The sequence below is a fragment of the Bradyrhizobium sp. 6(2017) genome (assembly GCF_011058295.2).
Lineage (GTDB): Bacteria > Pseudomonadota > Alphaproteobacteria > Rhizobiales > Xanthobacteraceae > Bradyrhizobium > Bradyrhizobium septentrionale.
Map to the genome: position 1 here is coordinate 7,810,005 of NZ_CP049289.2, position 15,709 is coordinate 7,825,713.

Annotated in this window: 8 protein-coding genes and 2 pseudogenes; 2 read left to right on the plus strand and 8 right to left on the minus strand. The window is 66.3% G+C overall.

From position 1 onward, the window contains the following. Entirely contained in the window at positions 1-1,197 is a 1,197-nt protein-coding gene (locus G6P99_RS37160) for an acyl-CoA dehydrogenase family protein (RefSeq protein ID WP_029080340.1), read from the plus strand. A gap of 115 nt (positions 1,198-1,312) precedes the next feature. On the opposite strand, the gene G6P99_RS37165 is transcribed toward G6P99_RS37160, so the two are convergent. The 6 genes from G6P99_RS37165 to G6P99_RS37190 all read right to left on the minus strand — a co-directional run bounded on the left by G6P99_RS37165 (position 1,313) and on the right by G6P99_RS37190 (position 11,856). Beyond that, complete coding sequence (locus G6P99_RS37165; RefSeq protein ID WP_165125698.1) at positions 1,313-3,637, minus strand: xanthine dehydrogenase family protein molybdopterin-binding subunit; 2,325 nt, start codon at positions 3,635-3,637, stop codon at positions 1,313-1,315. Positions 3,638-3,845: 208 nt separating this feature from the next. Further along, positions 3,846-4,721, minus strand: coding sequence for a dihydrodipicolinate synthase family protein (locus G6P99_RS37170; protein WP_165125701.1), 876 nt, complete (start codon positions 4,719-4,721; stop codon positions 3,846-3,848). After that, the gene (locus tag G6P99_RS37175) at positions 4,714-5,670 is read right to left on the minus strand and encodes an NAD-dependent epimerase/dehydratase family protein (protein ID WP_029080343.1); all 957 of its coding nucleotides are present in this window, start codon (positions 5,668-5,670) and stop codon (positions 4,714-4,716) included. The genes G6P99_RS37170 and G6P99_RS37175 overlap by 8 nt, the downstream gene beginning before the upstream one ends. Before the next feature lie 23 nt (positions 5,671-5,693). Next, positions 5,694-7,334, minus strand: a complete 1,641-nt coding sequence (gene pgm, locus G6P99_RS37180; protein ID WP_029080344.1) for a phosphoglucomutase (alpha-D-glucose-1,6-bisphosphate-dependent) — start codon at positions 7,332-7,334, stop codon at positions 5,694-5,696. 124 nt (positions 7,335-7,458) lie between these two features. Continuing rightward, positions 7,459-9,111 (minus strand): acetolactate synthase large subunit, encoded by a 1,653-nt coding sequence (locus tag G6P99_RS37185; protein WP_029080345.1) that lies wholly within the window; start codon positions 9,109-9,111, stop codon positions 7,459-7,461. A gap of 78 nt (positions 9,112-9,189) precedes the next feature. Next, the gene (locus G6P99_RS37190) at positions 9,190-11,856 is read right to left on the minus strand and encodes a M1 family metallopeptidase (protein WP_165125704.1); all 2,667 of its coding nucleotides are present in this window, start codon (positions 11,854-11,856) and stop codon (positions 9,190-9,192) included. A gap of 235 nt (positions 11,857-12,091) precedes the next feature. On the opposite strand from G6P99_RS37190, the gene G6P99_RS37195 reads away from it, so the two are divergent. Then, on the plus strand, positions 12,092-13,546 hold the full coding sequence (locus G6P99_RS37195) for a GH1 family beta-glucosidase (protein ID WP_165125706.1): 1,455 nt from the start codon (positions 12,092-12,094) through the stop codon (positions 13,544-13,546). 6 nt (positions 13,547-13,552) lie between these two features. On the opposite strand, the pseudogene G6P99_RS37200 reads toward G6P99_RS37195, so the two are convergent. Together G6P99_RS37200 and G6P99_RS37205 are read right to left on the minus strand one after the other, a co-directional pair. Continuing rightward, positions 13,553-14,618 (minus strand): annotated as a pseudogene (locus tag G6P99_RS37200) (maleylacetate reductase). Positions 14,619-14,638: 20 nt separating this feature from the next. Then, positions 14,639-15,619, minus strand: a pseudogene (locus G6P99_RS37205) (helix-turn-helix domain-containing protein). Positions 15,620-15,709: the final 90 nt, after the last annotated feature.

Here is a 15,709-nt window from a genome sequence, read left to right on the forward strand (position 1 = left end):
ATGGATCTCACCTTCAGTGCCGAGGAACGCGCCTTCGAGCAGGAAGTCCGCGACTACATTGCCGCGAGTCTCACGCCGGAAATGAAGCGCGCCACCGCGCTGACGCCGTCGGTGTTCTCCGATCCCGACATCGGAATGGCCTGGCAGCGCACGCTGCACAAGAAGGGCTGGGGCGCGCCGGGCTGGCCGGTTGAGCATGGCGGGCCGGACTGGACGCCGGCGCAGCGCTGGATCTTCGAAGCCGAATGCGCCCGCGCCGGCGTGCCCAATGTCAACGTGATGGGCGTGAAGATGGTCGGGCCCGTCATCATCGGCTTCGGCTCGCCCGAGCAGAAGAACTTTTACCTGCCGCGAATCCTCTCGGGTGACGACTACTGGTGCCAGGGTTATTCCGAACCCGGCTCGGGCTCCGACCTCTCCTCGCTGAAGACCCGCGCGGTGCGCGACGGCGACGACTACATCATCAACGGCACCAAGATCTGGACCACGCACGCGCATCACGCCAACCGCATGTTCGCGCTGGTGCGCACCAATGACGGCGAGCGGCAGCAGGACGGCATCAGCTTCATCCTGATCGACATGAAGACGCCGGGGATCACCACGCGGCCGATCCTGACCATCGGCGGCGATCACGAAGTCAACCAGGTGTTCTTCGACGACGTCCGCGTGCCCGTCGCCAATCGCGTCGGCGAGGAAGGCAAGGGCTGGACCTACGGCAAATACCTGCTCGAATTCGAGCGCGGCTCCGGCATCGCGTCGGCCAAGCTGCGCGAGGCGCTGAAGACGATTGCCGATCTTGCCGAATCCGATGTCACCGGCCGCGCCATCGAGGACCCCGATATCGCGATGCGGATGTCGGAGGTCGAGGTCGACATCGACGCGCTCGAGATGACCGAGCTGCGGGTGCTGTCGGCGCTGCAGACCGGGCAGAATCCCGGCGCGGTGTCGTCGCTGATCAAGCTGCGGGTCAGCGAGATCCGTCAGGCGGTGACCCGGCTCGGCGTCGACGTGATCGGCAATGACGGACTTGCCGTCGAGCCGGCGCGGCCGTTCTACCGGCTCAACCACGAGCCGGCGATCCCGGAAGAGCTGCTGCCGGTGGTGCCGGAATATCTCAACGGGCGGGCGTACACGATCTTCGGTGGCTCGTCCGAGATCCAGCGCGACATCATCGCGAAGATGGTGTTGGGGCTGTAGGCCGCGCGGTCCCTTTCGTCATGCCCGGCCTTGTGCCGGGCATCCACGTCTTGCGCGTCGGAAAGAAAGACGTGGATGGCCGGGCCAAGCCCGGCCATGACGACGCGTACTGCGCTTAAGCCGTCACCTTCGCGTCCTGAATCGCCTGCCAGATCTTGGCCGGCGTCAGCGGCGTGTTGAGCTGGGTGATGCCGACCTCGCTCAGCGCATCCATCACGCCGTTGGTGATGCAGGGCGGCCCGCCGATCGCACCGGACTCGCCGCAGCCCTTGGCGCCCAGCGGATTGGTCTTGCACGGCGCGGAGGGATCGAGCGTCACCGTGATCGGCGGAATGTCCGAGGCACGCGGGATGCAATAATCCTGATAGCTCGCGGTCAGAAGCTGGCCTTCCTCGCTGTAGGCCACGCCTTCGTACAACGCCTGGCCGATGCCCTGGGCAACGCCGCCATGCACCTGCCCCGTCACCAGCATCGGATTGACCGCGACGCCGACGTCGTCGACCGTGGTGTAGCGCACCACCCGCGTGACGCCGGTCTCGGGATCGATCTCGACCTCACAGATATGGGTGCCGTTCGGCCAGCTCGGCCCGTCGACCTCACCCTCGCTCTCGACCGAGAGCTTGGCGCCGGTCTCCTTCTTGGCGATCTCGAACAGGCTGATGCGCCGGTCGGTACCGACCACGGTGAGGAAGCCGTCGCGATATTCGATGTCCTCGACGGAAGCTTCCAGCAGATGGGAGGCCTTGTCGCGCGCCTTGTTGATCATGTCGTTGCTGGAGACCGCAATCGCGGTGCCGCCGACGAACAGCGAGCGCGAGCCGACGCTGCCGAAACCGGTGGCCAAGTCCGTGTCGCCCTGCACGACGTCGATCTTGTCCATCGAGATGCCGAGTGTGTCGGCGACCATCTGGGTGTAGGTGGTGGCGAGGCCCTGCCCCATCGCCATCGTACCGGACCACAGGACCACGCGGCCTTCGCCGGTCGCGTGCAGCGAGACCTTCTCGGTGTGGGCGCGGCCGCCGGTCCACTCGATGTAGCTGGTCAGGCCGCGGCCGTAGAGCAGGCCCTTCTTCTTCGCCGCCTTCTTGCGTGCGGCAAAGCCGTTCCAGTCGGCGAGGTCGGAGGCGCGCTCCAGCATGTGCGCGAAGGCGCCGGAGTCGTACACCTGCCCGACCGCGTTGGTGTAGGGCAGCTGCGCCGGCTTGATGTAGTTGACCTTGCGGATCGCGCGCGGGTCCATGCCGATCTGTCGCGCGGCGGCATCGAACAGCCGCTCGACGATGAACACCGCCTCAGGCCTGCCGGCGCCGCGATAGGCGCCGACCGGGGCGGTGTTGGTCATCACCGACTTCACCTCGAAATGCACCAGCGGCAGGTCGTAGACGCCGGTCTGAACGAACGGGCCGAGCACCAGCGGGATGATGTTGGCGGTGCCCGACGAATAGGCGCCGGTGCCGCCGATCGAGCGCACCCGATAGGCCAGCACGCGGCCCTTGGCATCGAGCGCGAACTCGCCGGTCGAGGTCAGGTCGCGGCCGTGGGTGCCGCCGACGAACTCATCGGTGCGGTCGCCGCGCCAGCGGATCTTCTCATTCAATTTGGTCGCGGCGTAGGCGACGATGCCGTCTTCCGGATAGAGGCTGGTCTTCTGGCCGAAGCCGCCGCCGATGTCGCCGACCAGCACCCGCACGCTGTCCTTCGGCCGCTTCAGGATCGATTCCGCGAGCAGGTCGCGGGTCGAGCCCGGGGTCTGCGACTGCACGTGGAGAATCAGCCGCCCGGTCTTCTTCTCGATCTCGGCGATCGTCGAGCGCGGCTCCATCGCCGACGGCACCAGGCGCTGGCTGACCAGATCGAGCGACACCTTGTGCGCGGCGCTGGCGAAGGCTGCCTCGACCTTGGCGGCATCGCCATAGCTCATCGCGGCCACGATGTTGTCGGGCGCCTCCGGCCAGACCGCCGGCGCACCGGGCTTGATCGCCTCGACCGGATCGACCACCGAGGGCAACACCTCGTAATCGACCTCGATCGCTTCCGCCGCCGTCTGCGCCAGCACGCGCGAGGTCGCGGCCACGGCGGCGACACCCTCGCCGGCATAGCGCACCACCTCGTGCGCCAGCAGGCGGCGCGGCGGCACGGACATCGGCGAGCCGTCGGGCCGCTTGAAGATCGCGAGCGTCGGCAGCGTGCCGATGTCGTCCTTCACGAGGTCGGCGCCGGTATAGACCGCCTTGACGCCGGGCATCGCCAGCGCCGCCTTGATGTCGACCGACTTGATGTTGGCGTGGGCATGCGGCGAGCGCAGCACGTGCAGCCAGAGCGCGCCGTCGGCCGGCTTGTCGTCGATGAAATGCCCCTTCCCGGTGAGCAGCCGCTGGTCCTCAAGACGCTTGACTGGCTGGCCCGCACCAAAACGCATATTGCCGGGAAGAATGTTCATCAGAGGGTCCTTGGATTGCAGAAATTTCGGCGGGTTTTAACGGATTTTCGGCGCGAGACAACACGTGGCCGTTATTCCGGGGCGATGCGCGCGCATCGAACCCGGAATCTCGAGATTCCCCGGTGCGCAATTGCGCACCTGAGGTTCGCGCTGTTGCGCGCCCCGGAATGGCCAAGTGGTGAGAATCAATGCATCCCGCAAGCCAGCTTCAGCCGAGATCGTGCAACGCTGCCTCGACCACCTTGCGCTGCTCGGCCGTGAGCGGCGCCTGCGGCGGCACCGGGTCGCCGACGTCGTAGCCCTGGATCGCAAGCCCGACCTTGATGCAGGCCGCGAGGTTGAAGCGGGCGAAGGCCTCGTTGATGCGCCAGAGCTTGCGCTGTAGCGCCATCGCCTCGTCCCAGCGGGCGCGGCGGCAGAGATTGTAGAGCTCGACGCTCTGCCGCGGGATGATGCAGGCCGGGCCCGCCATCCAGCCCTGGCCGCCGATCAGCATCACCGCGGCCGGAATATGGGCGGAGGCCGAGAACACTTTCAGGCTGTCGCCGCAGCGGTTCATAATCGACAGCAGCCGGCCGGTGTTGGTCGAGGCGTCCTTGATGTAGCCGATCCGCGGATGCTCCGCGAGGCGCGCGATGACGTCGAGCGTGAGGTCGGAGCGCTGGAAATTCGGATTGGTGTAGATCACGACCGGAATGTCGACCGCATCGGCGATGGCGCGGAAATAGGCTTCCACCTGCGCGTCGCCGACCGGGAAATACGCCTCCATGATCGCGAGAATGCCGGCAGCACCCCGCTTCCGATAGGCCTTGGCCTGCGCCACCGCATCCGCCGTCGAGGTCGAGGCGACGCCGGCCACCACAGGCACGCGTCCCTGCGCGGCCTCGATCGTGGTCGCCACCACCTGCATGCGCTGCGCATTGTTGAGATAGGCGAACTCGCCGGTCGAGCCGAGCGGCGTCAGCCCATGGACGCCGGCCTTGATCAAATCGTCGCAGAGCCGGCCCAGCACCTCGGTGCGGACATGGCCTGCGGGGTCGACCGGGGACACCAGATAGGGAAAGACGCCGTAAAAATCAGCCATTTGCGAGCCTCGTTGACGGCGAGACATAGTCGGGATCGTGCGCAAAGGGAAGCGGCTCGCCGCTGCGCAGAGCGCCGAGCACCGCTGCAAAATCGGCCTTCGCGCGGAAGCCGAGCAGCCGCTCGGCCTTGGTGGAATCGTAGATCCGGCCGATCGATCGCGGCAGGTGCCAGCCGCGCTGCGCGAACAGCGCCGGCGCATCGGGGAAAGTGCGCGCGATCACGCAGGCCGCGCCCGTCTTCAGGTCAGCGACATCGTTGCGCGCAAACGGCGTCGGCGCGCTGATCACGAACACCTCGCAGCCGCGGATCCGCTCCAGCGCCACGACATGGGCGTCGGCGGCATCCTCGACGGTGAGGCGGCGGTAGAGCAGCTCGGTCGCCTTCAGGTTCTCACCATGGATATCGCGGATGGTGTCGTCGTCCTCGGGGAAGAAGCGGCTGGTGCGCAGCACCGCGCAGTTCAGCCCATGCTCGCGGCTGTACAGTCGGCATAGCCCCTCGGCGGCGAGTTTTGTAACTCCGTAGATGTTGCGTGGCTCGAGTGGCCCCGAGGTTTCGTCGAGCCAAACCGCCGCATGGCCCTCATCGTCGCGGATCGCCCGCGAGATCATCAGCGACGTCGTCGAGGTGAAGACGAAACGGTCATGGCCGGCGGCGGCTGCCGCCTGCAGCAGATTGAGCGTGCCTGATACGTTGACGTCGACAAAGGCCTGCGGCGGGAACCGCGCGATGTCGGGCTTGTGCAGCGCGCCGCCATGAATTACGGCCTCGATATTGTGATCAGCGAACACACGATCGACCACCGATCGGTCGGCCACCGAGCCGACCACATCGGTCGCCGCGCCCGGGACGACATCGAGGCCGACCACGTCATGGCCGGCCTCTCGCAGCCGCGGCGCAAGGAAACGGCCGAGCCAACCGGAGGAGCCGGTCAACAATACGCGCATGAATTCCGCCCGGCCCCGCGCCTTCAGAACACCTTGGCGATCGCAGCCTGCGCGTCGCCCTGGATCTGCTTCAGGTGATCCGGCCCGCGGAAGCTTTCGGCGTAGATCTTGTAGACATCCTCGGTGCCGGAGGGGCGCGCGGCAAACCAGCCGGCCTCGCTCTCGACCTTGATACCGCCGAACGGCTGATCGTTGCCCGGCGCCTTGGTCCTGACCGCGCGCACGGGATCGCCGGCGAGCTGCGTCATGTTGAGCTGCTCCGGCCCGAGAGCCTTCAGCGCGTTCTTTTGCTTCGGCGTCGCCGCGACGTCGATGCGCTCGTAATAGGGCACGCCGAGCTCGGCGGTCAGCTCCTTGAACAGTTCGCTGGGATCGCGGCCGGTTTTGGCGATGATCTCCGCCGCCAGCAGGCCGAGGATGATGCCGTCCTTGTCCGTGGTCCAGGCCGAACCGTCGCGCTTGAGGAACGAGGCGCCCGCGCTTTCCTCGCCGGCAAAGCCGAAGCCGCCGCTGCCGAGCCCGTCGACGAACCATTTGAAGCCGACCGGCGTCTCCACCAGCTTGCGGTTCAGCTTCTTCGCCACGCGATCGATGATCGAGCTCGACACGATGGTCTTGCCGATCGCGGCGTCCTTGCTCCACTGCGGCCGGTGCGCGAACAGATAGGCGATCGCGGTGGCAAGGAAGTGGTTCGGGTTCATCAGCCCGTTCGAGCGCGTCACGATGCCGTGGCGGTCGGCGTCGGTGTCGTTGGCAAAGGCGACGTCGAACCGGTCGCGCATCCCGATCAGGCTCGCCATCGCGTAAGGCGACGAGCAGTCCATCCGGATCTTGCCGTCCCAATCCGCGGTCATGAATCGGAAGGTCGCATCGACGGCCTCGTTGACGACGGTGGCGTTGATGCCGTAGCGCGCGATGATCGGCTGCCAGTAATGCACCGCCGCGCCGCCGAGCGGATCGATGCCGATCTTGACGCCGGCAGATTTGATCAGCGCGAGATCGACGGTGTTGCCGAGATCGGCGACATAGGGCGTGATATAGTCGTGCAGATGCGTGGTCGCTGCCTTACGCGCGCGATCGAACGGCATCCGCGCGACGCCCTTGAGACCGGCCTCGATGTAACGGTTGGCGTTTTTCTCGACCACGGCGGTGACGTCGGTATCGGCCGGGCCGCCATGCGGCGGATTGTATTTGTAGCCGCCGTCCTCCGGCGGGTTGTGTGACGGGGTGATGACGACGCCGTCGGCAAGGCCCGTGCTGCGTCCCTTGTTGTAACTCAGGATCGCATGCGAGATCACCGGCGTCGGAGTGTAGCCGCCCTGCGCGTCGATCATGATCTCGACGCCGTTGGCGGCGAACACTTCCACCGCGCTCGCCAGCGCCGGCTCGGCCAGCGCGTGGGTATCGATACCGATGAACAGCGGTCCGGTGAGCCCCTTCTCGCGCCGGTAATCGCAGATCGCCTGCGTGGTGGCGAGGATGTGGTCCTCGTTGAAGGAATTCTTCAGCGACGAGCCGCGATGACCCGAGGTGCCGAACGCAACCCGCTGCGCGGGATCACTGGCGTCGGGCTTGCCTGCAAAATAGGCCGTGACCAGCCGCGGCACATTGGCGAGTGAGGCGGGATCGATGGGTTTGCCGGCGGCGGGATTTGGTTCAGTCACGTGACCTCTCAGATCTGGTATCGCCGATCAATCAGCACAGGAGTGATGCACTGGCGTGCTACCATGATGGCTTACGTTCAATCAAGCCGAGCGCTTTTCGTTCCTTGCGAAACGCAGCAATGCGCTACGACACGTCGATCTGCTGCACCTTCTCGCGCAATTCGTCGACCAGCACGCGCTTGTTCTCGGTGTAGTCGATCGGCACCACGACGAGATGCACGCTGCCGCCGGAGAAGGCCCGCTCCAGGGTCGGGACGATCGCTTCCGTGCTCTCGATCCGCGAACCCTTGGCGCCGTAGCTCTCGGCATATTTGACGAAATCCGGATTGCCGAAGGTCAGGCCGAAATCCGGGAAGTTGTCGACCGCCTGCTTCCAGCGGATCATGCCGTAGGCGGAGTCCTCCAGGATCAGGATCACGAGATTGAGCTTGAGGCGGACCGCGGTCTCCATCTCCTGCGAATTCATCATGAAGCCGCCGTCGCCACAGACCGCGAGCACCCGGGTCTTCGGATAGAGCATCGCCGCCATCATCGCCGACGGCAGGCCGGCGCCCATGGTGGCCAGCGCGTTGTCGAGCAACAGCGAGTTCGCAAGCAGCGTGCGGTAGTTGCGCGCGAACCAGATCTTGTACATGCCGTTGTCGAGCGCGACGATGCCGTCCTCGGGGATGACCTGCCGCACATCGTGCACGATGCGCTGCGGCGTCGGCGGCCAGCGGCCCTCGGTGGCGCGATCGGTGATCTTCGCCAAAATGCTCTCGCGCAGGCTGAGCAGCGCACTGGCCTGCGGCAGCTTTCCTTCGACCCGGTCGGCCAAGAGCTCGAGGCTCGGACCGACATCGCCGATCACCTCGCATTGCGGGAAGTAGACCTGCTCGACATTCGCCGCGGTATAGCTGACATGGATCACCTGCGGTCCCTTCGGGCCCATGATGAAGGGCGGCTTCTCGATCGTGTCGTGACCGATCGCGATGATGAGGTCGGCGCGATCGATCGCCTCATGCACATAGTCGCGCTCGCTCAGCGCGGCCGTCCCCATGTATTGATTGGTGCCGCCCGACACCGTGCCCTTGCCCATCTGCGTGGTGAAGAACGGGATTTTCGTCCGCCGCACGAAGTCGCCGATCCCTGCGGTAGAGCGCGGACGCGATGCCGCCGCGCCGAGCATGATCAGCGGACGCTGCGCCTTCAGGATCATCTCGGCGGCGCGGTCAAGCGCGGCGGCGTGCGCGATCGGAATCTCGATCGGATGCTGCGAGATCATGTCGACCGGCGCGGTCTCCTCGCGAGCGATGTCCTCCGGCAGTTCGAGCAGCACAGGTCCTGGCCGTTCCTGCGTCGCGATCCGGAAGGCGTCGCGGACCAGGGTCGGAATGGTGGCGCCGCTGACGATCTGCAGCGACAGCTTGGTCAGCGGGCGGAACGTGTTGACAATATCGACGATCTGGAACTTGGCCTGCCGGCTGCTCAAGATGCCCTTCTGTCCGGTGAGCATCACCATCGGCATCGCGCCGAGCAGCGCGTAGGCCGCGCCGGTGGTCAAATTGAGCGCGCCGGGGCCGAGCGTCGTCATGCACACGCCGGGCTTGCCGGTCAGCCGGCCATAGGTCGCCGCCATGAAGGCCGCCGCCTGCTCATGGCGCGTCACGATCAGCTTGATCGAGGATTTGCGCAGGCTCTCGACGACGTCGAGATTCTCCTCGCCGGGGACGCCGAACACCCGTTCCACGCCCTCATTCTCGAGGGCCGCGACCAGCAAATCGGAACCTTTGACCATGTCAGCCTCGCATCGTTGATTGCATGCCGCCGATAGAGCATAGCCGCATCGCGCGCCGCCGGAAACTCCCTCACCAGCTCACGGCTTGTGCGCCCTGATCCAGGCGGCGGCGGCGGGTAGCACGCGCGTGGTCAGATCGGCCGAGATCGCGATTGCCTGCAGGGATCTCGCCACCATCACCCGTCCGCCGCTGGTCGACTGCGACGGGGCGAACGCGGCGAGCTCCGCCGCGTGGGCCTGATCGGTAAAATTGGTCATGAAGTTCGGCACGAACTGGTCGCGGAAGTTCGGCCCCTGCCTTGCCAGCAGCGTGTCGAAATTGGTCTGGACGAAGTCCCAGGCCAGCTGCGGCTGCTCGCCTGCCGATGCGACCGTGCTGATCATCCCGGTCACGATCGTGTCGGGCAACTCGCTGGTCAGCGTCAACGCCAGTGTCGCGCGCGCCAGTTCGGCATCGCGGGCACTGGCCGCAGCGAAATAATAGCGCAGCCGCTCATTGGTTGCCGTGCTGTTGCGCGCGAGCGCCAGCAGCTTGTCATAGGTCGCCCGATCGGCGGTGATGCCGACGACATGGGTGACGGCATCGCGCAGCGTGGTCGGAAGCGAGCTGGGATCATCAAGGAACGCCGCAAAGCGCCGCTGCGCCTCAGTCACAACAGCGGCGTCGCCGAGGTCGCCAAGCGTCGAGATCAGGCTCGCGCGCAACAACGCAGTGTCGTCGTCAGCTGAGCCGCCGCCATCCCATCCGGTCCGCTCGAACACCGGGCGCAGTTTGGCGCGGGCATAGGCCTGGATCACCGGGCGCTCGGCGCGATCGCGCGACAGACGATTGAGCGCGGCAAATGTCGAGATCACCTGATCCCACACGGCGCGATGATCGCCGGCATCGCGTGCATCGAGCAGCGCGAGATAGGATGCCGGCTCGGCGCGGCCGGCCTGCACCAGCGCCCAGCTGTCGGTGACGACATTGAGCCGGTCATCAACTTGCATTTGCGGGAATGCGTTCAGCAACGCCGCACGGTTCTTCGGGCCATACTCGACCCTGTAGTATCCGATGTCGCCGAGATTGACCTTGATCGCATCGCCACACGCGCCTGCCGGGATTTCGGCGCTGCCCTGCAGCAGGATCTCGTCAAACGGCTTGCCGCGCGCCGGTCCGACCCCAACCGGAATCTGCCAGCTGCGGGCCGGCAGCGCCGCCGCGTCGGCTGGCGCGATCGCGAAGCGGTCCTGTCGCAAGGTCAGGTGCTGCGCGGCGCCATCACAGGAGGTCTCGGCCACCACCAGCGGCACCCCGTCCTGCTCGGTGAAGGAGGCGGCGATGCCGGTGATGGTCTTGCCGCCGGACTGCTCGAGCGCCTGCCAGAGATCAGCGGTGGTGGAATTGCTGTAGGCATGCGCGGCCATGTATTTTCGGATGCCGTCGCGGAACGCCGCTTCGCCGAGATAGGTCTCGAGCATGCGGATCAGCGCCTGCCCCTTGTTGTAGGTGATGGCGTCGAACGCCGTGACCGCTTCGCTGTGATCGGCGATCGGCTGCTGCACCGGATGCGAGATGCGGCGCGCATCGAGCGCCATCGCGAACTGCTTCGCGCCGTAGCCGTTCAGCCAGCTCTGCCATTGCGGATAGAACTGCTGCGAGGCCTTGGTCGCCATCCAGCTGGCAAAGCCTTCGTTGAGCCAGAGATTGTCCCACCACGCCATGGTGACGAGATCGCCGAACCACATATGCGCCATCTCGTGCGCGATGATGGCGAAGATGCCGCGCCGTGCGGTCTGCGCAGAGGTCGCGGGGTCGAACAGCAGCCGGCTCTCGAAGAAGGTGATGCCGCCCCAGTTCTCCATCGCGCCGCCGAACCCGCCGGGAACGGCGATCAGGTCGAGCTTCGGCAGCGGATATTTGACGCCGAAATAGTCGTTGTAATAGGCGAGCAGCTTCACCGCGCTGTCGAGCGCGAACCGGCCCTGCCCGCTCTTGCCCTCCGTCGTCACCACACCGATGGTGACGCCGCCGGCATCCGCCGTAACGCGCTCGAGCTCACCGATCGTGAGCACGAACAGGTAGCTCGACATCCTCGGCGTGGGCGCGAACGCGACCTTCTTGAGATCGCCGGCGGCCGCCGCCTCGCTTGCGACGGGCATGTTGCCGACCGCGAGCAGATTGCGCGGGATCACGACGGTCAGTGCAAAGCTCGCCTTGAACGACGGCTCGTCCCAGCACGGAAAGATCCGCCGGGCATCGGCCGGCTCGAGCTTGCTCGAGATCAGCCGCTTGATCCCGGCCTTGGTTGGATAATCGACCGAGAACAGACCGGTGCCGAATTTGTTGATCTGCGCCGTGAAGGCGATGCGCAGCTTGTGGCGGCCCGCTGCGAGCGGCTGGGCGAAGGTCAGCGTCGCCGTCTGCGCCGTGGCGTCAGTCGCGACCTCCGCGCGCTGCGCACCGTCATCGATCGTAACCTCGGCGAATGTCGTGTTGATCGCATTCAGCGTCACCTGCGCAACCGGCGCGCGCACCTCGATGTCGACGGTCTCGACGCCGGGTAAGGCGAGGCTGGTGAAATCCGGCGTCAGCTCGATCGCGTAGTTCAACGGGACGACCGTCTTCGGCAACTTCCCGGGTGTGCTGTCGAACGAGAATGTCTGCTCGGCCTGTGCGCCGGCGGCCATTGCCAGCAGCAAGCCGATCGCCGTGGCAAGACGACGCAGCAGCGCCGTTTGGACGTGGGTTGCAGGCTTGTTCATCGCGCGCGGCTCACGATATCTCGGAAATTTCGGGGTGGCATTGCGGAAGGACCTGACGGGCAATCTAGAGCAGAAAGTGTCGCCACAGAACTGACAACTCCGCGACATTGACATCACAACGGTTCGCATCGATTGGTGCGCGATCGCTTCGGCCAACCTTGTTGCTCATCGGCGGGGTGGAAGGTTAACTTGAGGCTGGCATTCCAGCCGCAGCGACCGGCGACGGGAGATAATCATGTTCGGTCAATTCTCGCGCCGGCAGTTTGCGGGCCTTGCAGGCCTCTCGGCGCTCGGCCTGTCGGCGCCTGCCGAGGCCGCAAACCGCGCTCCGCGGCCGAATGGCACCAGCTTTCCGGCGGGCTTCGTCTGGGGCACCGCGACCTCGTCCTATCAGGTCGAAGGCGCGGTCAACGAGGACGGCCGCGGCCCGTCGATCTGGGACACATTCACCCACACGTCGGGCAAGATCGAGGACGGCTCGACCGGCGACCGCGCCAATGATCATTATCACCGCTACAAGGAGGACGTCCGCCTCATCAAGGAGCTCGGCGCCCGGGCCTATCGCTTCTCGATCGCCTGGCCACGGGTGTTTCCCGACGGCACCGGCGCGCCGAACCCGAAGGGCCTCGACTTCTACAACCGCCTGGTCGACGAGTTGCTCGCCAACGGCATCGAGCCCTACGCCACCCTTTATCACTGGGACCTGCCGCAGGCGCTGCAGGACCGGGTCGGCGGCTGGCGCTCGCGCGACACGTCGATGGCCTTTGGCGACTACGCCGGCTATGTGGCGCAGCGTTTGACCGACCGGGTGAAGAACATCTTCACCCTCAACGAGGTCGGGCGTTTCCTGCCATTCGGCTATGCTCTCGGCGTCGACGCGCCGGGGCTGAAGCTGCCGCCGGCCGAGGTGAACCAGGCGCGCCACAACGTTGCGCTCGCGCACGGCCTCGCGGTGCAGGCGATCCGCGCCAAGGGGCGCGCCGGCACGCGGGTCGGTCCCGCCGAGAACATTACCGCCTGCGTGCCCGCGATCAACACGCCGGAGAACATCCGCGCCACCGAGATCGCGACGCGCGAGCTGAACGCGGGCTTCCTCGGCGCCATCCTCGAAGGCAAGTACACCGAGGCCTTTCTGCAATATGCCGGCGCGGATGCCCCCAAATTCACTGCGGAGGAATTGAAGATCATTTCGCAGCCCAATGATTTCGTCGGGCTGAACATCTACGCGCCGCACTGCTATGTCCTCGCCACCGACAGCGCCCCCGGCTGGAAGCCGCTGCCGATGCCAGCCTCGTTCCCGCATATGAGCTCGGATTGGCTGCGGATCGCGCCGGAGACGATCTACTGGGCGCCGCGGATTGCGGCCAAGCTGTGGAACATCAAGAGCATCTATATCAGCGAGAACGGCACCTCCGGCGAGGACAAGGTACAACCGGATGGGCAGATCTACGATCTCGACCGCATCATGTTCCTGCGCAACTACCTTGCCCAATTGCAGCGCGCGACCGCCGACGGCGTCCCGGTCCACGGCTATTTCCTTTGGAGCCTGATGGACAATTTCGAATGGATCTTTGGCTACGAGAAGCGCTTCGGCCTCTATCGGGTGGATTTCGAGACCCAGGCGCGCGTGCCGAAACTGAGCGCCGCATTCTACCGCGACGTGATCGCGCGCAACGCGATCGGGGTGTGACACGCCCTAGCCGGATTGCGGCCGCGCGCCGGACCACGCGCGTCTGAGAAGGTCGCTGATACCGCGCTCCTCGATCGGCCGCGGATTCCAGTAGGGATTTTTGGTCGCGAGCGCGGCCGCCTTCGCGATGCCGTCCTCGGGCATGCCGATCTCGGCGAGCGAGCGCGGTGCGCCGAGCCTGGCCGACAGATCGAACAGGCCATCGGCGGCGTCAGCGCTGCCAAGCGCCCGCGCGGCACGGCCGATCGCCTCACGCGCGGCCGGCGTGTTGTAGGCGATTGTGTGCGGCAGCAGCACCGCCTGGGTTTCGGCATGCGGCAGGTCGAACAGCGCACCGACGGTGTGGCAGAGCTTGTGGTGCAGCGCCATGCCGACGGTGCCGAGACACACCGCGCACAGCCACGCGCCATAGAGCGCATCGGAGCGCGCGTCGAGATCGCGCGGCTGCGCGATAACCTCTGGCAGCGATGACGCGAGCTTCGCGATCGCTTCCTCCGCCATCAGCGAGGTGATCGGGTTGCCGTCACGCGCATACAGCGCCTCGGCCGCATGCGCGACCGCGTTGAGGCCTGATATCGCGGAGAATTTGGCCGGCATCGAGACCGTCAGGTTGACGTCGTAGACCACGGCCTCGGGCAAGATCTTTGGCGACGATTGTGTGGTCTTGACGCTCGACGGTCTCGCCGAGCACCGGCGTCATCTCGGAGCCGGCATAGCTGGTCGGCAGGATCAGTTGCGGCAGATCGGTGCGCAGCGCAATCGCCTTGCTCAAGCCGGTCGCAGCACCCGCGCCGATCGCGACGACGCCGTCGGGCTTCAAATCGCGCACCACCTGCATCGCCTGGTCGGTCACCGCGACCGGAGTGTGCACGACAGCGCCATCGAACACGCCAGCCACGCGGCCGCCGGTCAATGCGGCGAGATCGCCGAGCTCGGCCTGCTGCCGCCGGCTCGCCAGCACCAGCGCGCTGCTGATGCCGAGCCGTCCGAGTTCGTCTGCCAGCGCGGCGACCGTGCCGATCCCGAACACGACCCGCATCGGGCTGACCTGATAGGTGAAAGATTGTGGCATCGTGACTTCCGAACCCTGCGTCAGTTCCGGCGCCAGTCGCGCGGCGTGCAGCCGAAGCGATGCCTGAAGCGACGGGTGAAATGCGACAGATCGGAGAAACCCCAGTCGAACGCGATGTCGCCGATCGCGCGTCCGGCGATCGCGGGCTCCTTCAGGTCGCGCGCGGCGCCGTCGAGGCGGCGGTCCATCAGATAGCTGGCGAACGTGGTGCCGGCGCGCTCGAACAGCTTGTGGACATAACGTTCGCTGATGCCGATCCCGGCCGCAATGGCGGCAACGCCGAGCCCGGGCTCGCGCAGCCTGCGGTCCACGGCGCGGCGCAGCGCAAGCCAGGTCGCATCGGCAAGACCGGCGGTCTCGGCAACCCCGGCGCGGCCGCTGCGCGACAGGCTGAGCGCGACCAGATCGAGCAGCACGCCGAACAGCCGCGCGTTGTCCGCATCCGATGCGCGGAGCGCCGAGGTGTTGAGGACCTGCGCGGTCTCGGCGATCAGGTGGCCGACGAACGGATCGTCGGAGACCCGCGCCGGTGCAACCTCCGGCGCCGACGGCAGCCGTTCGTCCAGCGCCTCGGCCGGCACTCAGAACGAGGCGACCTGCAGCGCGGGGCCGCGGTCGTGCAGCAGCGAGAACCGCTGGCCGCTGTCGAAGATTCCGACCTGGCCCGGCGACAGGCTGATCTCGCGCCCGGCCTGCTGGATCCGGCAGCGGCCGGCGAGCTTGAGATTGAGGTAGTAGCAGCGCCGGCTCGACGCCGCGATGTCGGCCGCCGAGCGCCGCACGACATGCTCGGGGAAGCTGACCCGGTTGACCGCGCCGTCGCCGAGCGCAACGGTCTCGACGCGGGCAAGGAAGCCCGGCGTCGCCGGAGGTTCCGGCGTCAGGTTCATGAAGGCCTGGCAGATTGCCTCGCGATAATAGGCGAACTGCTCGCCCGGCCTGGTGTCCGCGGTATTCCAGCTCAGCCTGCGCGAGCGATCCGCGGCGGCGATTTGCTGCATCAGTTCACTCCGAGCCCAATCCGGTTCGGTTACAGCCAAGCGCGATCCGTAGGCCCGGGTCAATATCCATCAGGAACTGCTTGAACTCGG

Coding starts and splice junctions, on each gene's coding strand:
- G6P99_RS37185 (WP_029080345.1), bottom strand. CDS start 9,111: ATGGTCAAAGGTTCCGATTTGCTGGTCGCGGCCCTCGAGAATGAGGGC.
- G6P99_RS37175 (WP_029080343.1), bottom strand. CDS start 5,670: ATGCGCGTATTGTTGACCGGCTCCTCCGGTTGGCTCGGCCGTTTCCTT.
- G6P99_RS37170 (WP_165125701.1), bottom strand. CDS start 4,721: ATGGCTGATTTTTACGGCGTCTTTCCCTATCTGGTGTCCCCGGTCGAC.
- G6P99_RS37190 (WP_165125704.1), bottom strand. CDS start 11,856: ATGAACAAGCCTGCAACCCACGTCCAAACGGCGCTGCTGCGTCGTCTT.
- G6P99_RS37195 (WP_165125706.1), top strand. CDS start 12,092: ATGTTCGGTCAATTCTCGCGCCGGCAGTTTGCGGGCCTTGCAGGCCTC.
- G6P99_RS37165 (WP_165125698.1), bottom strand. CDS start 3,637: ATGAACATTCTTCCCGGCAATATGCGTTTTGGTGCGGGCCAGCCAGTC.
- G6P99_RS37160 (WP_029080340.1), top strand. CDS start 1: ATGGATCTCACCTTCAGTGCCGAGGAACGCGCCTTCGAGCAGGAAGTC.